We start from the raw sequence: 21,697 nt of genomic DNA on the forward strand, positions 1-21,697 counted from the left end.
GAGGAGGCCGAGCATGAACTGCCTGCTTTGCCAAAACCGGCAAGGCACCGCGCAGCGGGGCCAGGATGCGCAGCATCCGGTGATGCGAGGAGGCCGAGCATGAACCGCCACCTCGTCATCATGGCCGCCGGCACCGGCGGCCACATCATCCCCGGGCTGGCCGTCGCCCACGAGATGCAACGCCGCGGCTGGACCGTGAGCTGGCTGGGCACGACACAAGGCATGGAGAACCGCCTGGTGCCGTCCGCCGGCATTCCGCTGGACACCATCGGCTTCACCGGCCTGCGCGGCAAGGGCCTGCTGCACACGCTCACGGGCGGTATCCGCATGCTGGCCGCCTTCGTCGCATGCTGGCGCATCTTCGGCCAGCGCCAGGCCAGCGCGGTGCTGGGCATGGGCGGCTACGTCTGCTTCCCCGGCGGCGTGATGGCGGCTGCGCGCTTCCTGCCGCTGGTGCTGGTCAACGCCGACGCTGCCTTGCTGATGAGCAATCGCGCGCTGTTGCCGGTCGCCGACATGACGGCCTTCGGTTTCGACGGTGCAGCAGCCACCGTCAACAAGCGCGCGGTCGTCACCGGCAACCCGGTGCGCGAGGAGATCGAGGAGATCCCCGTGCCGGCCGAGCGCTTCGCCGGCCGTCAAGGCCCGCTGAAGGTGCTCGTCGTCGGCGGCAGCCTGGGTGCGAAGGTGCTGAACGAAACACTGCCCAAGGCGCTGGCGTTGATTCCGAAGGAACAGCGCCCGCTGGTCATCCACCAGACCGGGCAGCTCAACCGCGACGCGGTGAAGGCGCTCTATGCGGCCGAGGGCATCGACCCGGACAACGGCGAAGTCGAGGTGCTGCCCTTCATCGACGACATGGCACGTCGCCTGTCCGAATGCGACCTGATTGTCTGCCGCGCAGGTGCAGTCACGGTGAGCGAGCTGTGCGCAGCGGGCGTGCCCAGCGTGCTGGTGCCGTTGATCGTCAGCACCACGTCGCACCAGCGCGACAACGCGCTGTACATGGCGCAGCACGGTGCGGCCGTGCATCTGCCGCAGGCCGAGCTGACGCCCGAGCGGCTGGCCGAGACGCTGCAGGGTTGCGATCGCCCCGCGCTGCTGGCGATGGCGGAAAAAGCCCGCACGCTGGCCCGGCCGCGTGCCGCGGCGAAGGTGGCCGACGAGATCGAGAAGCTCGCCAACAAGAAGGGGGGCGCGCCATGAAGCACGCCGTCAAGCACATACATTTCGTCGGCATCGGAGGTGCCGGCATGAGCGGCATCGCCGAGGTGTTGTTCAACCTGGGCTACACCGTCTCGGGCTCCGACCAGAGCGACAGCGCGACGCTGCGTCGCCTGGGGGCGCTCGGCATCCAGGTGATGACCGGGCACGACGCCTCGCACATCGAAGGCGCCGATGCCATCGTTACCTCGACCGCAGTGCGGGGCGACAACGCCGAAGTGATCGCCGCCAGGGCCCGGCGCGTGCCGGTGGTGCCGCGGGCGGTGATGCTGGCCGAGCTGATGCGGCTCAAGCAAGGCATTGCGATCGCCGGCACGCACGGCAAGACCACGACCACCAGCCTGGTCGCCAGCGCCCTGGGCGAAGCGGGTGTCGACCCCACCTTCGTGATCGGCGGCAGGCTCAACAGCGCCGGTGCGAACTCGCGGCTCGGCACCGGCGAATACATCGTCGTCGAGGCCGACGAGTCGGATGCATCCTTCCTGAACCTGATGCCCATCGTCTCGGTCGTCACCAACATCGACGCCGACCACATGGAAACCTACGGGCACGACTTCGCGAAGCTGAAAGCCGCCTTCGTCGAGTTCCTGCACCGCATGCCGTTCTACGGCGCGGCCATCCTGTGTGCCGAGGACGCCGGCGTGCGCTCGATCATTCCGATGATCTCGCGCCCGGTCGTCACCTACGGCTTCGGCGAAGACGTGCAGGTCCGGGCGCTCGACATCGAGGCGTGGGATGGGCAGATGCACTTCACCTGCCGCCGCCGCAACGGCGTTGCGATGCCTGACGTGCGCGTGACGCTCAACCTGCCCGGCGAGCACAACGTGCTGAACGCACTGGCGGTGATCGCGGTGGCGACCGAGCTGGAACTGCCCGACGCACCGGTGCTGAAGGCCCTGGCCGAGTTCAAGGGGGTGGGCCGGCGCTTCCAGCGCTACGGCGAGCTGCCGTCGACCGACGGCGGGCACTTCACGCTGATCGACGATTATGGGCACCACCCGGTCGAGATGGCCGCCACGCTCGCGGCGGCGCGCGGGGCTTTTCCGGGGCGGCGTCTGGTGCTGGCCTTCCAACCGCATCGCTACACCCGCACGCGCGATTGCTTCGAAGACTTCGTGAAGGTCATCGGCAGCGCCGACTCGGTACTGCTGGCCGACGTGTACGCGGCAGGAGAGTCGTCCATCGTCGCCGCCGACGGCCGCTCGCTGGCGCGCGCACTGCGTGTGGCCGGCAAGGTGGATCCGGTGTTCGTCGACGACATCGCGGCCATGCCGCAGGCCATCGGCGACCATGCGCGCAGCGGCGACGTCGTCATCACGATGGGTGCCGGCTCGATCGGCGCCGTGCCCGGACAGGTCGTGGACCTGTTGAAAGGAAACGAGCCATGAAACTCGATCTCGCTTCGATCGACCCGAAGGCACTGGGCAAGGTGGCCGTGCTGATGGGCGGCCATTCTGCAGAGCGCGAGGTGTCGATCATGTCCGGCACCGGCGTGCTGAATGCGCTCAAGTCGCAGGGCGTCGATGCGCACAGGTTCGATCCGTCCGAGCGCGATCTGGGCGAGCTCGTGCGCGACGGCTACGCCCGCTGCTTCATCGCACTGCACGGGCGCTACGGCGAAGACGGCACGGTGCAGGGCGCGCTCGAACTGCTGCGCATGCCTTACACCGGCTCCGGCGTGATGGCGTCCAGCATCGCCATGGACAAGATCATGACCAAGCGCATCTGGCGCTTCGAGGGGCTGCCGACGCCGGATTGGCGCATGGTCTCCAGCGCTGAGGAAACACGCTCGGCGCTCGCGGCACTCGGCGCACCGATGATCGTCAAGCCGGCACGCGAAGGCTCCACCATCGGCCTGACCAAGGTGACCAGCGTCGAGCAGTGCGACGCCGCGTTTGCGCTGGCCGCGCAATGCGACCCCGAGGTGCTGTGCGAGGAGTTCGTCGCAGGCGACGAGACCACCTGCCCGGTGCTGGGTGAAGGCGCCGGTGCCGAAGCCTTGCCGGTGATCCGCATCGTCGCGCCGGAAGGCAACTACGACTACCGGAACAAGTACTTCACCGACGTCACGCAATACCACTGCCCGAGCGGGCTGCCCGAGGCCGAGGAGCGCGAGATCCGGCGCATCGTCGTGCAGGCCTTCCGCACGCTGGGGTGCAGCGGCTGGGGCCGGGCCGACGTGATGGTCCGCAAGACGGACCGCAAGCCCTTCCTGCTCGAAATCAACACCTCGCCGGGCATGACCGGCCATTCGCTGGTGCCGATGTCGGCCCAGGCGGCGGGGATCAGCTACGAACAGCTGTGCCTGTGGCTGGTCGCCCAGGCCGCGCTGAAGCTCTGACGCGAGGGGCGCGAAAGCCGACCGCATGCAAGCCACCGCCACGCCGCTGGACATCCGCCTGATGAACGTCACCGCGGCCGTGCTCTTCACGGTCGCGGCGCTCGCGTTCGTCTGGTTCGCGGTGTCGTGGGTGACGCGCTGGCCGGTGTTCGCCATCCGGGCCGTGCGGGTCGACGGCGACGTCGCGCGCAGCAGCGTGACGACGATCCGCGCGAACGCGGCGCCGAAGCTGGCGGGAAACTTCTTCACGATCGACCTCGAGCGCACGCGGCAGGCCTTCCAGTCGGTGCCCTGGGTGCGGCACGCGTCGGTGCAGCGCGTGTGGCCGGACCGGCTGGCGGTGCACCTGGAAGAACATCGCGTGGCCGCGTACTGGGGCGACCACAAGCTCGTCAACAGCTTCGGCGAGGTGTTCGAAGCCAACCTCGGCGACGTGGAGGACGAAGACCTGCCCACGCTGCGCGGCCCGGACGGCAGCGCGGCACAGGTGCTGCAGCTCTACGGCCCGTTGAACGACCTCGTCGCGCGGCTGGACACACGCATCGACCAGCTCACGCTGTCGGCGCGCGGCTCGTGGCGGGCCCAGCTGGACAGCGGCGCGCAACTGGAGCTGGGGCGTGGCGAGCCCGGTGAAGTGCTGGCACGCGCCGAGCGCTTCATCGCGACCTGGAACCAGGTCGTCGCGCGCTACCCCGGCCCGCTCGAATACGCCGACCTGAGGCACCACGACGGCTATGCGGTGCGCATCAAGGGCATCACCACCAGCGTGCCGGAGTCAAGAAAGATCAACTGAGGGCAACATGGCCAAGGAATACAAGGATCTCGTCGTCGGCCTCGACATCGGCACCGCCAAGGTGATGGCGGTGGTGGCCGAGGTGCTGCCCACCGGCGAGCTGAGGGTCGCAGGCCTCGGCGTCGCGCCGTCGCATGGGCTGAAGCGCGGCGTCGTGGTCAACATCGACGCGACCGTGCAGTCGATCCAGCAGGCACTGAAAGAGGCCGAGATGATGGCCGACTGCAAGATCACGCGCGTCTATACCGGCATCACCGGCAGCCACATCCGCGGGCAGAACTCCACCGGCATGGTGATCGTGCGCGACAAGGAAGTGACGCCGATCGACGTCGCACGCGTGGTCGAGACCGCCAAGGCGATCAACATCCCGAACGACCAGAAGCTGCTGCTGGTGGAGCCGCAGGAGTTCGTGATCGACGGCCACGAAGTGAAGGAGCCGATCGGCATGAGCGGCGGCCGCCTCGAGGTGAAGGTGCACATCGTGACCGGCGCGCAGAGCGCGGCCGAGAACATCGTGAAGTGCGTGCGCCGCTGCGGCCTCGAAGTGGAACAGCTGGTGCTGAACCCGAGCGCGTCGGCCGCTGCCGTGCTGACCGAAGACGAGAAGGACCTCGGCGTTGCACTGGTCGACATCGGCGCGGGCACGACCGACGTGTCGATCTTCACCGATGGCGCGATCCGCCACACCGCGGTGATCCCCATCGCCGGCGACCTGATCACGAGCGACATCGCGATGGCGTTGCGCACACCGACCAAGGACGCCGAGGAAATCAAGGTCGACTACGGCGTCGCCAAGCAGCTGCTGGCCGACCCGGAAGAGCAGGTCGAAGTGCCGGGCCTGGGCGACCGCGCGCCGCGCATGCTGAGCCGCCAGGCCCTGGCCGGCGTGATCGAGCCGCGCGTCGAAGAGATCTTCTCGCTGGTGCACCAGGTCATCCGCGAAAGCGGCTACGAGGAGCTGCTGTCGTCCGGCATCGTGCTGGCCGGCGGCTCCGCGGTGATGCCCGGCATGGTCGAGCTGGGCGAGGATATTTTTTTGAAACCCGTACGCAAGGGCATCCCGACCTATCCAGGGGCCCTGTACGACATGGTGGCCAATCCGCGTTCGGCCACCGTGATGGGACTGCTGGAGGAGGCGCGCCTGGCGCGTGTACGCGGGCACCGGGCGGCTCAGCAGGCCGGTTCGGTGACAACGCTCTTTGGCCGAGTCAAGGATTGGTTCATCGGGAATTTCTGACCCCAAGGGTTGGGCTTTGCCCAACCCGCCCCCCCGAGGGGAGCAAAGAACTTGGGGCGGCCCGGCGTTCTTTTTTTGAGCCCGGCGGGCGAAGCACCCGTTCGGTTCTTTTGATTTTTGTGTGTGCAAGGCAACTGCAAGTGACGAAGGAGGTCCACCATGCCTATTGAGATGATCGAGGAATTCAATCTGGGCACCCAGATCAAGGTGATCGGGGTCGGAGGCGGTGGCGGCAACGCCGTCGAGCACATGATGGCGCACGGCGTTCAGGGCGTCGAGTTCATCTGTGCCAACACCGATGCCCAGGCGCTCAACCGCGCGGCTTCGCACAAGCTGATCCAGCTCGGCACCACCGGCCTCGGCGCCGGCGCCAAGCCGGAAGCCGGCAAGGCCGCCGCCGAGGAGGCCGTGGACCGCATCCGTGAAGCCATCGACGGCGCGCACATGTTGTTCATCACCGCCGGCATGGGCGGCGGCACCGGCACCGGCGCGGCGCCGGTGATCGCACGTGTCGCCAAGGACATGGGCATCCTGACCGTCGGTGTCGTGACCAAGCCGTTCGAGTTCGAGGGCGCACGTCGCATGAAGCAGGCCGACACGGGGCTGAACGAGCTGGAAGCCAACGTCGACTCGCTGATCGTGGTGCTGAACGAGAAGCTGCTCGAAGTGCTGGGCGACGACGTGACGCAGGACGAGGCCTTCGCGCAGGCCAACGACGTGCTGCGCAATGCGGTCGGCGGCATCAGCGACATCATCCACATCCCGGGCCTCGTCAACGTCGACTTCGAGGACGTGAAGACGGTGATGAGCGAGCCCGGCAAGGCGATGATGGGCACGGCGACGGCGTCCGGCCCGGACCGCGCACTGAAGGCGGCCGAAGCGGCCGTGGCCTGCCCGCTGCTGGAAGGCATCGACCTGTCCGGCGCGCGTGGCGTGCTGGTGCTGATCGCCGCCGCCCGCAGCACCTTCAAGCTGGCCGAAAGCCGCAATGCGATGAACACCATCCGTCGCTATGCCGCCGACGACGCGCACGTGATCTACGGCACCGCGTACGACGACAGCCTGGGTGACCAGCTGCGCGTCACCGTGATCGCGACCGGCCTGTCGGCCCAGGCGCGCCGCCAGCAGGCGCCGATCAGCGTGGTGCATTCGCAGCCGGCGCTGCGCACCGGGACCGACAACATCCCGGTGCTCAACAGCGCCGTCAACGGCCCCGGCCACGGCCACAACCCGCACGACTACAGCGGCCTGAACACGCCCAGCGTGTGGCGCTCGGGTCGCACGCAGGCCGCGGCCAAGGTGGATGCGCTGGCGAGCAACGGGATGGACGAGATCGAGATCCCGGCCTTCCTGCGCAAACAAGCCGATTGAGCCGGTGCTGAGCTACTGCGCGGACGGAGCTGCCGCCTGTGGTCCTCGCCGTACGGGTGTACGGCTGCGGTCCTCGGCAGCATCTCCGACCGCTCGCGACGCTCATCATCCGGCCCCATACGCCTGAGTTGCGCCACTTGAGCGCAGGGTCTCACCCTGCTCAATAGAATCGCGGACATGCTTCAACAACGCACCCTCAAGTCGCTGACGCGCGCCGTCGGCGTCGGGCTGCACAGCGGGCAGCGCGTGGAACTCACGCTGCGGCCCGCCGCACCCGACACCGGCGTCGTGTTCCGGCGCGTCGACCTGCCCGTGCCGGTCGAGATCCCCGTCTCGGCGGCGGCGGTCTCCGACACGCGGATGGCGTCGACGCTGTCGGCTGGCGGCGACCCGGGTTCGCCCAAGGTGCACACCGTGGAGCACCTGATGTCCGCCTGCGCAGGCTTGGGGCTCGACAACCTGTATGTCGACATCACCGCCGAAGAAGTCCCGATCCTCGACGGCTCTGCAGCCTCCTTCGTCTACCTCTTGCAGAGCGCCGGGATCGAACTTCAAGGCGCACCCAAGCGTTTCCTGCGCATCAAGAAGCCGGTGGAAGTGCGTGAAGGGGAGGGCCCGGCCCTGAAATGGGCCCGCCTCGATCCCTTCCACGGCTACAAGCTTTCCTTCGAGATCGACTTCGACCACCCGGCCGTCGACCAGACCGGCCAGCGGGTGGTGTTCGATTTCGCGTCCGGCCGCTACACGCGCGACATCGCGCGTGCCCGCACCTTCGGCTTCACCAAGGACCTCGAGCTGATGCGCTCGCGCGGCCTGGCGATGGGCGGCAGCATGGACAACGCGATCGTTGTCGACGACTACCGCGTCCTGAACGCCGAAGGCCTGCGCTATGACGACGAATTCGTCAAGCACAAGATCCTCGACGCCATCGGCGACCTCTACATCGTCGGCAAGCCGTTGCTGGCCGCGTACAGCGCGTTCAAGTCGGGGCATGCGCTGAACAACAAGCTGCTGCGCGCGGTGCTGGCGGACGCGTCGGCGTACGAGGTGGTCACCTTCGAGAACGAGCGCGAAGCCCCCGGCGGTTTCACGCAGCCGGCACCCGCCTGGTAAGGGGTTACGCACGATGTTCGCCGTCGTGCGAGTGCTGATCTTGCTGCTGCTGCTGGCATCGATCGGCTGTTTCGGCGCCTACGCGGTGACGCGGCAGCGGCGCTACTTCCATATCGGCATCGTCATCGTCAAGTGGACGGTGATCGCCGGGCTGGTGTTCTTCGGCGTGCTGATCGTCGAGCGGCTGCTCGAGGCTTAACGCACGTCCTCCAGCACCCGGGTCAGCCGCCCCGCCTGCGCGCCGAAGCCGTAGGCATCCATGCCCAGCACCCCGAACGTCACGCCGTCGTACAGGCGAACCGGCGCATGCGAGCGCCCGCCTGCGCCGGCCGGTGCATAGAACGGCAACCAGTGCTCGTCGGTCGGGTGCATCAGCACGGCATGCGGCGCCTGCCGGCGGTAGTCGAACAGCGCGTCCCAGTCTTGCGCCGAGGCGCGCTCGTGCACCCAGCGGCGGAATTCGGCGGATTCGGTGCGCTCCGGCACCCCTTCGACGCGGCCCGACAACGCCACCAGCCGCAGGTTGTGCGTGATGCTGCCGGTGCCAAGCACCAGCACGCCGTCGTCGGCCAGCGGGCCCAACGCTTCGCCGACCGAGAACTGCGCCGCCGGCGGCGCAAACGGCACCAGCGACAGGGGCACCACGGGGATGGTGGGCTCGGGCCACAGGTGCATCAGTGCCGTCCAGATGCCGTGGTCCAGCCCGCCTTGGTCGAGCACCGCGCTCGCGATGCCGGCCGCGCCCAGCCGCGAAGCCACCTGGCGGGCCAGTGCAGGCTCGCCCGGGGCGTCGTAGCGCAGGTCGAACAGCGCCTGCGGAAAACCGCCGAAGTCGTGCACCGTCTCGTGCCGGGATGCGCCCAGCACGACCGGCTGGCGCGTTGCGGTGTGCGCCGAGATCGCGACGATGGCGCGCGGGCGGCCGAAGTGCGTGTCGATCGCGCGGCCCAGCCGGCCGAAGAAGGCGCCGGCGGCGCCGGGTTCCAGCGCGATCATCGGCGAACCGTGCGAGACGAACAGCGGGGGTATCGTGCGGGTGTCCATGCCCACATTGCAGCACCGGTGCCACCGGCCCGCATTGAGGCGGCTTGAACGCAGCGTTCAATGCCGGGGCATGGATCGAGGTGCCGCCCGGCGCGATTAATGCACGGTTAAGAATGCCCCCCGGTTTGTCCACCGGCGGCGCATGCGCTACCGTGCCGGCTTCAGCCGTAGTTGCAGTCCATGTCGTTGTTGACCCTCTCCCTCGCGTGGCGCCAGATGGCGCGTGATTTCCGCAGCGGCGAGCTGCGGCTGCTGATCGTCGCCGTGATGCTGGCGGTGGCCGCGTTGACGGCGGTCGGCTTCTTCGCCGATCGGCTCAAGGGAGGCCTGGCACGCGACGCTCGGCAACTGCTGGGCGGCGATGCCATCGTCGCGACCGACCAACCGACGCCGCCGGCCTTCGTCGAGCGAGCCCGCGAGGCCGGTCTCGACACCACCGTCACCGTGGCCTTCCCGAGCATGGCACGCGCGACCGACGAGCAGGGCGGCGCGACGCGGCTGGTGTCGCTGAAGGCCACCGGCGACGGCTATCCGCTGCGCAGCCGGCTGCGGCTGGCCGACGGCCCGGGGCAAACCGAGCAAACGGCCGAGGGGCCGCCCGAGCCGGGCACTGTCTGGGTCGAGGCCGGCGTGCTCGACGCCTTGCAGCTGCGGGTCGGCGACCCGCTGCTGTTGGGGGACGCCACACTGCGCATCGCCAAGCTGATCACCTTCGAATCCGACCGCGGCGCCGGTTTTCTGAGCCTGTCGCCGCGCGTGCTGCTCAACCAGGCCGATCTGCCCGCGACGGCGCTGATCCAGCCTGCCAGCCGGGTCACCTATCGGCTGGCGGTCGCCGCCCCCGACGGTCGCGAGCGCGCGGCCACCGAATACGTGGCGTGGGCGGAGGCGCGGATCAAGGCGGAGAACCTGCGCGGCATCCGCATCGAGTCGCTCGAATCCGGCCGCCCCGAGATGCGCCAGACGTTGGACCGGGCCGAGAAATTCCTCAACCTCGTTGCGTTGCTCGCCGCGCTGCTGGCCGCTGTGGCGGTCGGCATCGCTTCACGCGATTTTGCCAACCGCCACCTCGACGACTGCGCGATGCTGCGCGTGCTGGGCCAGTCGCAGCGCACCATCGCGTGGAGCTACACGCTGGAATTCGCCGCCGTCGGTGCGCTTGCCAGCGCGCTGGGCGCGGCGCTCGGCTTCGGCGTGCATCACGTATTCGTTGCCATGCTGTCGAACCTGCTCGACGCGACGTTGCCGGCCGCGACGGCGTGGCCGGCGCTGTTCGGGCTCGGGGTCGGGTTGACACTGCTGTTCGGCTTCGGCCTTCCGCCGGTCCTGCAGCTCGCCCAGGTGCCGCCGTTGCGTGTGATCCGTCGCGACGTAGGCGAACTCAAGCCCACCTCCCTGCTGGTGCTGGCCGCTGGCGGGCTGGGCTTTGCGGCGCTGCTGCTGGCCGCCTCGTCCGACCTGCTGCTCGGGGCGATCGCGGTCGGCGGCTTCGCGGCTGCGGTGGCGCTCTTCGCCCTGTTCGCCTGGGGCGCCGTGCACCTGCTGCGCCGCGCGGTGCCCGAGGCCGGGGTGCCGCGCTGGTTGGTGCTGGCAACGCGCCAGGTGAGCGCGCGGCCGGCGTTCGCGGTGCTGCAGATCTCGGCACTCTCGGTGGGCCTGTTGGCGCTGATGCTGCTGGTGCTGCTGCGTACCGACCTGATCACCAGCTGGCGCGCCGCGACGCCGCCCGACGCGCCGAACCGCTTCGTCATCAACATCCAGCCGGAGCAGGGCGATCCCTTCCAGCAGCACCTGCGTGCGGCGGGCGTGCAACGCTACGACTGGTACCCGATGATCCGCGGCCGGCTGGTGGCCATCAATGGTCGCGATGTTGCGGTCGACGACTTCCAGGACGAGCGCGCGAAACGCCTGGTCGACCGCGAGTTCAACCTCAGCCATGCCGCCCAGATGCCTACTCACAACGAAGCGGCGGGCGGGCGCTGGACGCCTGAGGAACCGCAGGCCGTCAGTGTCGAGGAAGGGCTGGCCGCGACGCTGGGGCTGAAGCTCGGCGACACGCTGCGCTTCGACATTGCCGGCATCCAGACCGAGGGACGCATCACCAGCCTGCGCAAAGTCGACTGGGCGTCGATGCGTGTCAACTTCTTCGTGATGTTCCCGCTGTCGGAGATGCCGGAGGTGCCCAGCACCTACATTGCCGCCTTCAAGGCACCCGACACGCCGGGCTTCGACAACGCGCTGAGCCACGAATTCCCGAACATCACCAACGTCGATGTCTCGGCGTCGATCGCACAGGTGCAGCGCGTGCTCGACCAGGTGATCCGTGCCGTCGAGTTCCTGTTCGGCTTCACGCTCGCGGCCGGACTGGTGGTGCTGTTCGCCGCCGTGGTCGCGACCCGCGAGCAGCGCTCGCGCGAGTTCGCGATCATGCGGGCGATGGGGGCAGGCGGTACGCTGCTGGCGCGGGTGCAACGCGCCGAGCTGCTCGGGGTAGGCGCCCTTGCGGGGCTGCTGGCCTCGCTGGCCGCCGCCGCGGTCGGCTGGGCGTTGGCGCGTTATGCGTTCGAGTTCAGCTGGGGGGCGTCGCCCTGGGTGCCGCTGGCCGGCACCGCGGTCGGCGCGGTGCTGGCGCTGGCCGCGGGGTGGTGGGGCCTGCGCGAGGTGCTGCGCCGCCCGGTGGTGGAAACCCTGCGCAAGGCCGCCGTGTGACATCCTGGGCACAAACGGCCTACAGCGGCAGCCCGGCCGGCCGATAAGCAGAGAACAAGCGCGCTTTCGCGGCCCAATTGCGGCGCCGGGGCCTATACCCCCGCTGCTAGACTGGGTTTGCAAATCCTGCAATCGCCCCCCGAACACCCTGTGGATTTTCGACCTGCTTCTTCGGTGCTGAACCTGCGCGAGCTCAAGCTGGAGCTCGCGCTGTCGCTGCTGGAGCAGGCCGGCTACCCCTTGCCGCCGCGTGCCGAAGCCGCGTCCGCCGTGTTGTTGCAGTCGGTGATCGACGGGCTGTGCGACCTGTCGCTGCGAGACGCATTGACGGGCCTTGCCAACCGCCGCCACTTCCGCGCCGTACTGGAGCGCGAGATCGACCGCGTCGCCCGTACCGGCGAATCGGCACTGCTGCTGATTCTCGACATCGACCACTTCAAACGCATCAACGACACCCACGGCCATGAGGCCGGCGACCAGGTCATCCAGGCCGTGGGTCGGCGGTTGGCCGAGTGCGTGAGGCCGATGGACACCGTCGCGCGCTACGGCGGCGAAGAGTTCGCCATCGTGCTGCCGAACTGCCAGCCCACCTTCGGCCTGGTGGTGGCCGAACGCATGCGCGCGGCGATCCAGGGTCTGCCGGTCAAGCTCAGGTCGGGGCAGAACGCACACCTCACGGTCAGCGTCGGCGGTGCCTTTGCACCGCAGTGGGTGCGTTCTTCGGTCTCGCTGTGGATGGAGCGGGCCGACCTGCAGCTGTATTGCGCCAAGTCCGAGGGCCGCAACCGCGTGTGCCTGGAGCAGACACCGGTCAGCAGCGTCACGGCCGAGGAGAAGGGCATGCTCTTCGGTGTGGGGACAGCCAGCGAGGCCGAGGCAGCGGCCGATGAATAAGCCATGAACCCCATCACGACCATGCTCGAAACCTCCGGCGACAAGAAGGCCTGGGTGATGGCCGTCACCAGCGGCAAAGGGGGCGTCGGCAAGACCTTCGTCTCTGCCAACCTGGCTGCCGCGCTGGCCAAGCGGGGCCACCGTGTGCTGGTGCTGGACGCCGACCTCGGCCTTGCCAACCTCGATGTGGTGCTCAACCTGTACCCCAAGCTGACGCTGCACGACGTGTTCGTCGGCCGCTGCAAGCTCGAAGAGGCCATCCTGCCTGCGCCGGGCGGCTTCTCGGTGGTGCTGGCCGGCTCCGGGCTGGTGGAGTACTCGCGCCTGACACCCGAGGTGCGCGACAAGTTCCAGAGCGTGGTCGCCAGCCTGATCCCGCGCTACGACTATGTGCTGCTCGACACGGGCGCCGGCATTTCGGACGTGGTGTTGTATGCGCTTTCGCTGGCCGATGACATTCTGGTCGTCGCGACGCCCGAGCCGACATCGCTGACCGACGCCTACGCGACCATCAAGGTGCTGGCCACCCAGCAACGCCGCCGCCAGCTGCGCCTGGTGATGAACCAGGTCGCCAGGCCGGGCGACGGCAAGGGCATCTCGCAGCAATTGCAGCAGGTGATCGACCGCTTCGTCTCGACGCCGGCCGGAGACCCCGTCAAGCTCGTGCATTTGGGTGACATCCCGAGCGACCCTTCCGTGCGGCAGGCCGTGCAGAAGCGCCAACTGCTGCTCGAAAGCTTGCCGGGCAGTGCTGCGGCCCTTGCCGTGAAGGCCATCGCCGGGCGCGTCGACGCCCTGCTGGAACGGGTCTGACGCGCCGCTTTCTACAATCGCTTCCTGGCTTTCCCGGGAGGCTGCCATGGACCTTTGCGACGATTTCGCCGCGCGCTTGCGCGGCAACCGCCTGACCCGGCGCGACACGCTGTGGCTGTTCGGCGCCAGCACGGCCGTGGTGGCCGGCCTGCAAGGCTGTGCGGCTTCTCCGGTGACCGGTGAAACCATCGTGGTCGGCCTGAGCGAAGAGCAGGAGCGCCGCGTCGACGAGCAGCAGTCGCCTCACCAGTTCTCGCAGGATCTGGGACCGGTGCAGGACGCGCGCCTGAACGACTACGTCGTCGGTGTCGGCCGCAGCCTGCACGGGAACTCGCATCGCAAGGAGATGCCGTACTCCTACCGCGTGCTCAATGCCAACTATGTCAACGCCTACACCTTCCCGGCCGGGGCTGTCGGCGTGACGCGAGGCATCATGACCGAACTGGACGACGAATCGCAGCTGGCCGCGCTGCTCGGGCACGAGCTGGGCCACGTCAACGCTCGGCATGCGGCACAGCGACAGGGCCAGGCGATGATCGCCCAGGCGGTGGTCGTGGGCATCGGCGTCGCGGCATCGGATTCGCAATGGGGCGCGCTGGCCGGGCTGGGCAGCCAGATCGGTGCCAGCGCGCTGCTGTCGAGCTATTCGCGCGACAACGAGCGCGAGGCCGACGCGCTGGGGCAGGAATACATGGTGCGCAGCGGCTACCCCGCCACCGGCATGACCGGGCTGCACCAGATGCTGGTCGACCAGCAGAAAGAGGAGCCGAGCCTGCTGGCGACGATGTTCTCGTCGCACCCGATGAGCAGCGAGCGGCGCGACACCGCCAGGCAGCTGGCCGAGACGAAATACGCCACCAGCGCGAAGGCGCCGGTGCAGCGCGAGCGCTACATGGACCACACCGCCGGATTGCGCCGCATCAAGCCCACGATCGACGCCTGCAAGAACGGCGAGACGGCCATGTCGCGCAAGGCCTACACGGACGCGCAAGGCCAGTTCGCCAGCGCGATCAAGCACACGCCGCAGGACTATGCCGCCAACCTGCGCATGGCGCAGTGCCTGCAGGCGCAGGGCAACACGAAGGAGGCGCAGCGCTACGCCCGGGCCGCCAAGACGATCTATCCGCAGGAAGCGCAGGCGCGCAAGCTCTCGGGCGTGTTGGCGCTTTCGGCCAAGGAGCCGGCGCTGGCCTACGAGGAACTGGACGCCTTCGACCGCCTGCTGCCCGGCGACCCGGGTGTGATCTTTCTGAAAGCGGTGTCGCTCGAAGGCATGGGCGACAAGCCGCGCGCGGCGCGCCATTACAACGCCTATCTGCGCCTTGCGAAAGACGGCGACGCCGCCAAATATTCCGCCTCCCGGCTCAAGGCCTGGGGCTACACGAAATGACGGACAACACCAACCAGCCCGCGACCGCCTTCGACTGGGTCGGCGGCGAGGCCAAGGTGCGGGAGCTGGTCGACCGCTTCTACGACCTGATGGACCTGGAGCCTGGATACGGCGAGCTGCGGGCGCTGCACCCGACCCATTTGGACGGCTCGCGCGACAAGCTGTTCTGGTTCCTGTGCGGCTGGCTCGGCGGCCCGCAGCATTTCGTCGAGCGCTTCGGCCACCCGCGCCTGCGGGCCCGGCACCTGCCGTTTCCGATCGGCATCAAGGAACGCGACCAGTGGCTGGCCTGCATGGACCAGGCGATGCGCGAGGTGGAACTCGACCCGGTGCTGGTCGAGCGGCTGAAGGAGTCCTTCTTCAACACCGCCGACTGGATGCGCAACCGCGGCGGCTGAACAGCGCCCTACGCGGCCCCGGCGTCCCACGGCCGCAGCAGCACCACCAAGGCTCCGTGCCCGCCGTCGGCGGCACGGGCCTGCGCGAAGGCGATCACCTCGTCCTTCTGCACCAGCCACGTGCGTACCTTGCCCTTGAGCACCGGCTCGCGCCCCGGCGAACCGTTGCCCTTGCCGTGGATCACGCGCACGCAGCGCAGCCCCTGGCGCACCGACTCGCGCAGGAATTCGGCCAACTGCTCGCGGGCCTCGTCGCGCCGCAGGCCGTGCAGGTCGATCTGGCGCTGGATCACCCAGTCGCCGCGCCGCAGCCGCTTGACCACCTCGGGCCCCACGCCGGGGCGACGGAACGACAGCGCTTCGTCGGTCTCGAGCAGCGATTCGACATCGAATTCGTCGGAGATCGCTTCGCGCAGCACCGCCTCTTCGTCCAGCAGGCGCTGAGCCGGCGTGGGCTCGGGCCGCGGGCGCGGCACACTGGCCAGGCCCTTGTCTTTGAGGGTGGTGACGCGGCCGACCGCGCTGGAGAACAGCTCGCGCTCGCGCCGGGCGCGTTCTTCGGCGGCCTTGCGCTGCGCCTCGCGCAAGGCGGCTGCTTCCGCCTGCTGCTGCAGCAGCTTCTTCAGTGCGCCGAGATCGGCCAGGCTTTTCGCCTTCATTGCAACGATTCCTACAGCAAACCGCGCTCCGCGAACGAGACCGCCTGGTCACGCCCGACGACGATGTGGTCCAGCACCTGCACGTCCACCAGCGCCAGCGCATGCTTCAGCGTCTGCGTCAGGTATTCGTCGGCCTTCGACGGCTCGGCCAGGCCCGACGGGTGGTTGTGCGACAGGATCACGGCCGCCGCGTTGTACGACAAGGCGCGCTTGACCACCTCGCGCGGGTACACGCTGGTTTGGGTGAGCGAGCCGCGGAACAGTTCCTCCAGCGCCAGCAGCCGGTTCTGGGCATCGAGAAAAAGCACCGCGAACACCTCGTGCGGGCGCGCACCGAGCTGCAACCGCAGGTAGTGCTTCACCTGCTCGGGCGACTCGAAAGCCGGCCGCGCCTTCAACTCCTGGGCCAGCGCGCGTCGGGCCAGCTCCAGCACCGCCACCAGCTCGGTCCGTTTGGCCGGTCCCAGGCCCTTGATGCGCTTGAGCTCGTCGGCCTCGGTGTGCAGCAGGCCGGCGACACCGCCGAACCCGTCCAGCAGCTGCTCGGCCAGTTGCAGCACCGAGGTGCCCTTCAGCCCGGTGCGCAGCAGCAGCGCCAGCAGTTCGGCGTCGGCCAGCGCGCCGGGACCCAGGGCGAGCAGTTTTTCGCGCGGGCGCGCGTCCAGGGGCAGGTCCTTGAGGAGCATTTGGAGGTGCGTCAAATGAAAGGCCGGGAACTGCAGGAATCGGCCGGAAGGGGCTTGCGCCCCACTTTTACAATGCCGGTCAGTCTACAAAACCAGGATCCCTGCCCGTGGCCGTCGTTCAACCGGGGTCGTTTCTGACCCTGCACTATCGCCTGGCCGGCCCCGACGGGGCCGACATCATCAACACCTTCAACGACAAGCCCGCCACGCTGTCGCTGGGCACCGGCGAGCTGGCACCCGCCATGGAGCAACGCCTGCTGGGCCTGGAAGAGGGCACGCGTGCCAGCTTCGACCTCCCGGCCGGCGAGGCCTTCGGCGAGCGCAACACCGAACTGCTGCAGCGCGTCAAGCGCGGCCTGCTCGACGAACTGGGCGACCCCGACGAGAGCTACCACGTCGGTGACGTGGTGCAGTTCCCGACCCCCGACGGCGCGGGCGCTTACGCCGGCGTCGTGCGCGAGGTGGCCGACGAGTGGGTGCTGTTCGACTTCAACCACCCGTTGGCCGGGCAAGCGGTCACGTTCGAAGTTCAGCTGATAGGGGTGTTGTGACGATGGAACGCGAAGTCCTGCTCGCCGAGCCGCGCGGCTTTTGCGCCGGCGTCGACCGCGCGATCGAGATCGTCGAGCGCGCGCTGCAGAAGTTCGGCGCGCCGATCTACGTGCGCCACGAGATCGTGCACAACACCTACGTCGTCAACGACTTGAAGGCCAAGGGCGCGATCTTCATCGAGGACCTGGCCGAAGTGCCCCCGGGCGCCACGCTGGTGTTCAGCGCGCACGGTGTCAGCAAGGCCGTGCGCAACGAGGCGGCAGAGCGAGGCTTCAGCGTCTTCGACGCGACCTGCCCGCTGGTGACCAAGGTGCACGTCGAGGTGGCCAAGCTCTTCAAGGAGGGCTACGAGTTCATCATGATCGGCCACAAGGGGCATCCCGAGGTCGAGGGCACCATGGGCCAGCTCAACGATGGCATCTACCTGGTCGAGGACGCCGCCGACGTCGACCGCGTGCAGGTCCGCAACCCCGACAAGCTGGCCGTCGTGACGCAGACCACGCTGAGCGTGGACGATGCCGCCGAGATCCAGGCGGCCGTGAAGCGGCGCTTCCCCAATGTGCGCGAGCCCAAGCAGCAGGACATCTGCTACGCCACGCAGAACCGGCAGGACGCCGTCAAGGTGCTGGCGCCGCAGGTCGACGTCGTCATCGTCGTCGGCAGCCCCACCAGTTCCAACAGCAACCGGCTGCGCGAAGTGGCCATCCGCAAGGGCACGGCGTCGTACATGGTCGACCAGCCCGGTGACCTGAAACCCGAGTGGTTCGAGGGCAAGGTGCGCGTGGGCCTGACCGCCGGCGCGTCGGCGCCCGACATCCTGGTGCAGCAGGTCATCGAGCGGCTGAAGGCGCTCGGCGCGGTCTCGGTGCGGCGCATGCCGGGTGTCGAGGAAACGGTGCGCTTTCCGCTGCCCAAGGGCCTGGGCGACAAGTCCATGAGTCCGTCGTCCCCGCATTGACGCGCCGAGCCCGGTTACCACGGCCGGCGCCCTGCCGGCCGTTTTGCTTTCCTACAATCCGTCCACACTCACGGAACCCACCATGCTAGACATCAACCAGCTGCGCAAGGACCTCGACGGCGTCGTCGAACGACTCGGCCGGCGCAAGTCGCCCCAGGCCTTCCTCGACGTGGAGCGGTTCAAGGCGCTGGAGTCCGAGCGCAAGACCCTGCAGATCCGCACCGAGGAACTGCAGGCCCAGCGCAACAGCCTGTCCAAGCAGATCGGCCAGCTGAAGGCCAAGGGCCAGGACACGGCGAGCGTGATGGCCGAGGTGGGCGGCATCGGCGACGAACTGAAGCGTTCGGCCGAGCGCCTGGAAGCGATCCAGGCCGAACTCAACGAGATGCTGCTGCAGGTGCCCAACCTGCCGCACGACAGCGTGCCGGTGGGCCGCGACGAGACCGGCAACGTCGAGGTGCGCCGCTGGGGCACGCCGCGCCAGTTCGACTTCGGCGTGAAAGACCACGTCGACCTGGGCGCGCCGCTGGGCCTGGACTTCGACACCGGCGCCAAGTTGTCCGGCTCGCGCTTCAGCTTCCTGAAGGGCCCCATCGCGCGCCTGCATCGCGCCCTCGCGCAGTTCATGCTCGACGTGCAGACCGGTGAGCACGGCTACACCGAGTGCTACACGCCCTACATCGTCAACGCCGACGTGCTGGTCGGCACCGGCCAGTTGCCCAAGTTCAAGGAAGACATGTTCTGGGTCTCGCGCGGCGGCGACGACAGCGGCCTGGTGCAGTACCTCATCTCCACCTCGGAGATCTCGCTCACCAACACCGTGCGCGAGCAGATCCTGGCGGGCGACCAGTTGCCGGTCAAGCTCACCGCGCACAGCCCCTGCTTCCGTTCCGAGGCCGGCAGCTACGGCAAGGACACGCGCGGCATGATCCGCCAGCACCAGTTCGACAAGGTCGAGATGGTGCAGGTGGTGCACCCCGACAAGAGCTACGAGGCGCTGGAGGACATGGTCGGCCACGCCGAGGCCATCCTGCAAAAGCTCGGCCTGCCGTACCGTGTGCTGACGCTGTGCACCGGCGACATGGGCTTCGGTGCCGCCAAGACCTACGACCTGGAGGTGTGGGTGCCGGCGCAGCAGACGTACCGCGAGATCAGCTCGTGCTCAAACTGCGAGGCCTTCCAGGCGCGCCGCATGCAGGCCCGCTTCAAGAACGCCCAGGGCAAGCCCGAGCTGGTGCACACCCTCAACGGCTCCGGCCTCGCCGTGGGCCGCGCGCTGGTGGCCGTGCTGGAAAACTACCAGAACGCCGACGGCAGCATCACGGTGCCCGAGGTGTTGCGCCCCTACATGGGCGGGGTGGCGGAACTGCGGCCGTAACCCGCTATAATCGCGAGCTTCGCTCAAGCAGCGGACCACGGAACACAAGGAAAGGTGGCAGAGTGGTCGAATGCGCCGGACTCGAAATCCGGTTCACGGGTTCTCCCGTGACGAGGGTTCGAATCCCTCCCTTTCCGCCAGTGGTAAGTTCGGCGTCTTCCGCTGACATCGGAACAATACCCAGCAAAGCCCCGCCAGTCGGGGCTTTTTTGTTCGCCGACGTCCGGCAGTGTTCTTTGACGGATGCTGCAGCGTGCACGGGCCGTGGGGCAAGCGCTGGTGGACCGCGGCTTGCGCTGCGCGCCTCGAGTTCGATCAAGAAGGCAATCGAGGGCGGGGACAAGAGCAAGGCGGTGCGGGCACGCTCACGGCGGTGGGATCGACGGGCTGGCGCCCTTGCTCGGCCAGCAGGTTACCTGACCGATGTCGTGGAGGGGGACGTCGATCCAATAGGAACCGCGGACTTTATCCGTGGCCTCTTGACCGGGGCGGCCTCGGAAGCCTCCAAAAAGTGAGTGGCAAAACGCGCGAGGCATGTTGGCACTGCCGCTGCGCTGCTAGTTCTTACAGCTCCGCCCCTGAACCCGTATTCGGGCATCTAGTAGTTGGTTGCACATCTTCACGATCGCCACACTCTACAGATGAAGCAATCAATATCGTTCCCTCGCGCTCTGCTGTCTCGGCCAGTCCATTGAAGGGAGGTCGTGTGCGCATTGATCGGCAGCAGTTGGCGCAGACGCCGCGCTGCCAGTTCCTTGTCACGATCCATCAATGAAAGGACTGAGCCATGCTCAAGCGCTTGCTTTCTCTTCTAGCGTTCCTGCTCGCCGGTGTTCCCATCGCTTCTCATGCAACAACGGACTGCAGCTCGGGATCCTTTGCGGCTGCCGTCGATTGCGGTGTTCTGACAGGTCACTGGACCGTCGCAGTTCTGCCAACCTCGACGATCAGCGCCACTGCCAGTGTCAATTCCGCGGGGTCGGCGGGAGCAATCCCGCAGCCAGTCACGGGGACGATCCGTGTGGCGCGTGTAGTCGACCAGGACTGCGGTCCGGGATGCCAGCGGTCCGAAGACCTGCCCGAAGCTGTCGATGTCTCGTTGACGGGCATCATGACGGTCGGCGCATATGTCCTTGCGTACGCACCCCCCCCGGCTGGCGAGGAGAATATCTATGTGCACGGGTATTACACAGGAGCGGGCGACCTCGACTTCGAAGACTTCTCCCTGGTTCACGCTGGCAATGGGCAGGTCAATTCCCCGTTTGACTATCAGGAGGTGACCGACACTGTCAGCCTGGCGCCGGGAGACTACACGTTTACCCTCGGGATTGAAGGGCTTGCTCGCCTTGATGGTCAGGGCGCAGGAAATCTATCGACATTCACATCCAGTCTTTATATCCAAGCGGCCATTGAGGATCCCAACTTTGAGATTCTTTGCACTCCTATCCCTGAACCAGAGACGTATGCGCTTATGCTGGCAGGGCTGGGTGCAATCATTCTGCGTCGTCGAGGCAAAATGAATCGCCCCGGCTTTCGTGGAGGCCGGTCGGTTTAAGTCAGGCCTCCACCATGGAGGCCTGATTGGCGAGATGCCGCCAGTAGTTTGCCTCAGCCTCGGCTGGCGGGATGTAGCCGATGGGCTCCAGCAGCCTCTGATGGTTGAACCACGAAACCCATTGCAGGGTCGCCAACTCCACCGACTCCCTGGTCTTCCAGGGTGCCCGGCGGTGAATCAACTCGGCCTTGTACAGCCCGTTGATGGTCTCGGCCAGGGCGTTGTCGTAGCTGTCGCCCTTGCTGCCCACCGAGGGCTCGATGCCTGCGTCGGCCAGTCGCTCCGTGTAGCGGATGCTGACGTATTGGGCGGATTCAACCGGTCGTACAGCGCCTGCTCCAGCGCGTCGAGCACGAAGTCCGTGCGCATCGTGCTGCTCACGCGCCAGCCCACGATGCGCAGTGCGTACACGTCAATCACAAAGGCCACGTACAGCCAGCCTTGCCAAGTGCTGACGTAGGTGAAGTCCGAGACCCAGAGCTGGTTCGGCTGCTGCGCTCGGAACTGACGATTGACGCGATCCAGCGGGCACGGCGCCTTGGGATCAGCAACGGTCAGGTACCGGCAGGATGCCGGCAGTGC

General features: G+C 67.7%; 20 protein-coding genes, 1 tRNA gene and 1 pseudogene. 18 read left to right on the top strand and 4 right to left on the bottom strand.

The features are described from left to right. Positions 1-99 precede the first annotated feature (99 nt). The 8 genes from murG to M8A51_RS04605 all read left to right on the top strand — a co-directional run bounded on the left by murG (position 100) and on the right by M8A51_RS04605 (position 8,278). Complete coding sequence (gene murG, locus M8A51_RS04570) at positions 100-1,206, top strand: undecaprenyldiphospho-muramoylpentapeptide beta-N-acetylglucosaminyltransferase (protein WP_251776937.1); 1,107 nt, start codon at positions 100-102, stop codon at positions 1,204-1,206. Next, positions 1,203-2,612, top strand: coding sequence for a UDP-N-acetylmuramate--L-alanine ligase (gene murC / locus M8A51_RS04575; protein WP_251776938.1), 1,410 nt, complete (start codon positions 1,203-1,205; stop codon positions 2,610-2,612). Before murG ends, murC begins: the two co-directional genes overlap by 4 nt. Next, positions 2,609-3,565, top strand: a complete 957-nt coding sequence (locus M8A51_RS04580; protein WP_251776939.1) for a D-alanine--D-alanine ligase — start codon at positions 2,609-2,611, stop codon at positions 3,563-3,565. Before murC ends, M8A51_RS04580 begins: the two co-directional genes overlap by 4 nt. 25 nt (positions 3,566-3,590) lie before the next feature. Beyond that, positions 3,591-4,358, top strand: a complete 768-nt coding sequence (locus M8A51_RS04585; protein WP_251776940.1) for a cell division protein FtsQ/DivIB — start codon at positions 3,591-3,593, stop codon at positions 4,356-4,358. A gap of 7 nt (positions 4,359-4,365) precedes the next feature. After that, a complete protein-coding gene (ftsA, locus tag M8A51_RS04590) occupies positions 4,366-5,595 on the top strand; it encodes a cell division protein FtsA (protein ID WP_251776941.1) in 1,230 nt (409 codons plus the stop codon). Between the two features lie 159 nt (positions 5,596-5,754). Continuing rightward, positions 5,755-6,966, top strand: a complete 1,212-nt coding sequence (gene ftsZ, locus M8A51_RS04595) for a cell division protein FtsZ (protein ID WP_251776942.1) — start codon at positions 5,755-5,757, stop codon at positions 6,964-6,966. A 177-nt stretch (positions 6,967-7,143) separates the two neighbouring features. Then, positions 7,144-8,079, top strand: coding sequence for a UDP-3-O-acyl-N-acetylglucosamine deacetylase (lpxC, locus tag M8A51_RS04600; RefSeq protein WP_251776943.1), 936 nt, complete (start codon positions 7,144-7,146; stop codon positions 8,077-8,079). Between the two features lie 13 nt (positions 8,080-8,092). Next, complete coding sequence (locus tag M8A51_RS04605) at positions 8,093-8,278, top strand: hypothetical protein (protein ID WP_251776944.1); 186 nt, start codon at positions 8,093-8,095, stop codon at positions 8,276-8,278. Here M8A51_RS04605 and M8A51_RS04610 read toward each other — a convergent pair. Beyond that, positions 8,275-9,123, bottom strand: a complete 849-nt coding sequence (locus tag M8A51_RS04610) for a dioxygenase family protein (protein ID WP_251776945.1) — start codon at positions 9,121-9,123, stop codon at positions 8,275-8,277. The genes M8A51_RS04605 and M8A51_RS04610 overlap by 4 nt on opposite strands. Positions 9,124-9,303: 180 nt before the next feature. Here M8A51_RS04610 and M8A51_RS04615 point away from each other — a divergent pair, with 180 nt between their 5' ends. From M8A51_RS04615 to M8A51_RS04635, 5 genes are all read left to right on the top strand, one after another. Beyond that, positions 9,304-11,832, top strand: coding sequence for an ABC transporter permease (locus M8A51_RS04615; RefSeq protein WP_251776946.1), 2,529 nt, complete (start codon positions 9,304-9,306; stop codon positions 11,830-11,832). 150 nt (positions 11,833-11,982) lie between these two features. Continuing rightward, a complete protein-coding gene (locus tag M8A51_RS04620; protein ID WP_251776947.1) occupies positions 11,983-12,726 on the top strand; it encodes a GGDEF domain-containing protein in 744 nt (247 codons plus the stop codon). Between the two features lie 3 nt (positions 12,727-12,729). Continuing rightward, on the top strand, positions 12,730-13,539 hold the full coding sequence (locus M8A51_RS04625; protein WP_251776948.1) for a MinD/ParA family protein: 810 nt from the start codon (positions 12,730-12,732) through the stop codon (positions 13,537-13,539). 46 nt (positions 13,540-13,585) lie between these two features. Then, positions 13,586-14,929 (top strand): M48 family metalloprotease, encoded by a 1,344-nt coding sequence (locus tag M8A51_RS04630; RefSeq protein ID WP_251776949.1) that lies wholly within the window; start codon positions 13,586-13,588, stop codon positions 14,927-14,929. After that, a complete protein-coding gene (locus M8A51_RS04635; protein WP_251776950.1) occupies positions 14,926-15,327 on the top strand; it encodes a group II truncated hemoglobin in 402 nt (133 codons plus the stop codon). The genes M8A51_RS04630 and M8A51_RS04635 overlap by 4 nt, the downstream gene beginning before the upstream one ends. A gap of 8 nt (positions 15,328-15,335) precedes the next feature. On the opposite strand, the gene M8A51_RS04640 is transcribed toward M8A51_RS04635, so the two are convergent. Both M8A51_RS04640 and radC read right to left on the bottom strand, forming a co-directional pair. Beyond that, entirely contained in the window at positions 15,336-15,986 is a 651-nt protein-coding gene (locus M8A51_RS04640; protein ID WP_251776951.1) for a Smr/MutS family protein, read from the bottom strand. An 11-nt stretch (positions 15,987-15,997) separates the two neighbouring features. Next, positions 15,998-16,672, bottom strand: a complete 675-nt coding sequence (gene radC / locus M8A51_RS04645) for a RadC family protein (protein WP_251776952.1) — start codon at positions 16,670-16,672, stop codon at positions 15,998-16,000. A gap of 107 nt (positions 16,673-16,779) precedes the next feature. Between radC and M8A51_RS04650 the strand changes: the two genes are divergently transcribed. The 5 genes from M8A51_RS04650 (at position 16,780) to M8A51_RS04670 (ending at position 21,115) form a co-directional block, all read left to right on the top strand. Then, the gene (locus M8A51_RS04650; RefSeq protein ID WP_251776953.1) at positions 16,780-17,223 is read left to right on the top strand and encodes an FKBP-type peptidyl-prolyl cis-trans isomerase; all 444 of its coding nucleotides are present in this window, start codon (positions 16,780-16,782) and stop codon (positions 17,221-17,223) included. A 2-nt stretch (positions 17,224-17,225) separates the two neighbouring features. After that, on the top strand, positions 17,226-18,182 hold the full coding sequence (ispH, locus tag M8A51_RS04655; protein WP_251776954.1) for a 4-hydroxy-3-methylbut-2-enyl diphosphate reductase: 957 nt from the start codon (positions 17,226-17,228) through the stop codon (positions 18,180-18,182). Between the two features lie 82 nt (positions 18,183-18,264). Beyond that, the gene (serS, locus tag M8A51_RS04660) at positions 18,265-19,560 is read left to right on the top strand and encodes a serine--tRNA ligase (RefSeq protein ID WP_251776955.1); all 1,296 of its coding nucleotides are present in this window, start codon (positions 18,265-18,267) and stop codon (positions 19,558-19,560) included. A 48-nt stretch (positions 19,561-19,608) separates the two neighbouring features. Further along, positions 19,609-19,700 (top strand) — tRNA-Ser (locus M8A51_RS04665). 647 nt (positions 19,701-20,347) lie between these two features. After that, positions 20,348-21,115: a PEP-CTERM sorting domain-containing protein gene (locus M8A51_RS04670; RefSeq protein WP_251776956.1), complete on the top strand. Its 768-nt coding sequence runs from the start codon at positions 20,348-20,350 to the stop codon at positions 21,113-21,115. A gap of 1 nt (position 21,116) precedes the next feature. Here the strand turns inward: M8A51_RS04670 and M8A51_RS04675 are convergent. Next, positions 21,117-21,670: pseudogene (locus tag M8A51_RS04675) on the bottom strand (IS3 family transposase); the annotation flags it as partial. Between the last annotated feature and the right edge of the window lie 27 nt (positions 21,671-21,697).

The sequence above is a fragment of the Caldimonas mangrovi genome (genome assembly GCF_023721835.1).
Classification (GTDB): Bacteria; Pseudomonadota; Gammaproteobacteria; order Burkholderiales; family Burkholderiaceae_C; genus Caldimonas; species Caldimonas mangrovi.

What these genes read in the sequence shown, in the direction of transcription:
- serS (WP_251776955.1), top strand. Translation starts at nt 18,265, where the DNA reads ATGCTAGACATCAACCAGCTGCGCAAGGACCTCGACGGCGTCGTCGAA.
- M8A51_RS04585 (WP_251776940.1), top strand. Translation starts at nt 3,591, where the DNA reads ATGCAAGCCACCGCCACGCCGCTGGACATCCGCCTGATGAACGTCACC.
- lpxC (WP_251776943.1), top strand. Translation starts at nt 7,144, where the DNA reads ATGCTTCAACAACGCACCCTCAAGTCGCTGACGCGCGCCGTCGGCGTC.
- ftsA (WP_251776941.1), top strand. Translation starts at nt 4,366, where the DNA reads ATGGCCAAGGAATACAAGGATCTCGTCGTCGGCCTCGACATCGGCACC.
- M8A51_RS04670 (WP_251776956.1), top strand. Translation starts at nt 20,348, where the DNA reads ATGCTCAAGCGCTTGCTTTCTCTTCTAGCGTTCCTGCTCGCCGGTGTT.
- ftsZ (WP_251776942.1), top strand. Translation starts at nt 5,755, where the DNA reads ATGCCTATTGAGATGATCGAGGAATTCAATCTGGGCACCCAGATCAAG.
- M8A51_RS04610 (WP_251776945.1), bottom strand. Translation starts at nt 9,123, where the DNA reads ATGGACACCCGCACGATACCCCCGCTGTTCGTCTCGCACGGTTCGCCG.
- radC (WP_251776952.1), bottom strand. Translation starts at nt 16,672, where the DNA reads ATGCTCCTCAAGGACCTGCCCCTGGACGCGCGCCCGCGCGAAAAACTG.
- M8A51_RS04635 (WP_251776950.1), top strand. Translation starts at nt 14,926, where the DNA reads ATGACGGACAACACCAACCAGCCCGCGACCGCCTTCGACTGGGTCGGC.
- M8A51_RS04640 (WP_251776951.1), bottom strand. Translation starts at nt 15,986, where the DNA reads ATGAAGGCGAAAAGCCTGGCCGATCTCGGCGCACTGAAGAAGCTGCTG.
- M8A51_RS04580 (WP_251776939.1), top strand. Translation starts at nt 2,609, where the DNA reads ATGAAACTCGATCTCGCTTCGATCGACCCGAAGGCACTGGGCAAGGTG.
- M8A51_RS04630 (WP_251776949.1), top strand. Translation starts at nt 13,586, where the DNA reads ATGGACCTTTGCGACGATTTCGCCGCGCGCTTGCGCGGCAACCGCCTG.
- M8A51_RS04625 (WP_251776948.1), top strand. Translation starts at nt 12,730, where the DNA reads ATGAACCCCATCACGACCATGCTCGAAACCTCCGGCGACAAGAAGGCC.
- murC (WP_251776938.1), top strand. Translation starts at nt 1,203, where the DNA reads ATGAAGCACGCCGTCAAGCACATACATTTCGTCGGCATCGGAGGTGCC.
- ispH (WP_251776954.1), top strand. Translation starts at nt 17,226, where the DNA reads ATGGAACGCGAAGTCCTGCTCGCCGAGCCGCGCGGCTTTTGCGCCGGC.
- M8A51_RS04615 (WP_251776946.1), top strand. Translation starts at nt 9,304, where the DNA reads ATGTCGTTGTTGACCCTCTCCCTCGCGTGGCGCCAGATGGCGCGTGAT.
- M8A51_RS04605 (WP_251776944.1), top strand. Translation starts at nt 8,093, where the DNA reads ATGTTCGCCGTCGTGCGAGTGCTGATCTTGCTGCTGCTGCTGGCATCG.
- murG (WP_251776937.1), top strand. Translation starts at nt 100, where the DNA reads ATGAACCGCCACCTCGTCATCATGGCCGCCGGCACCGGCGGCCACATC.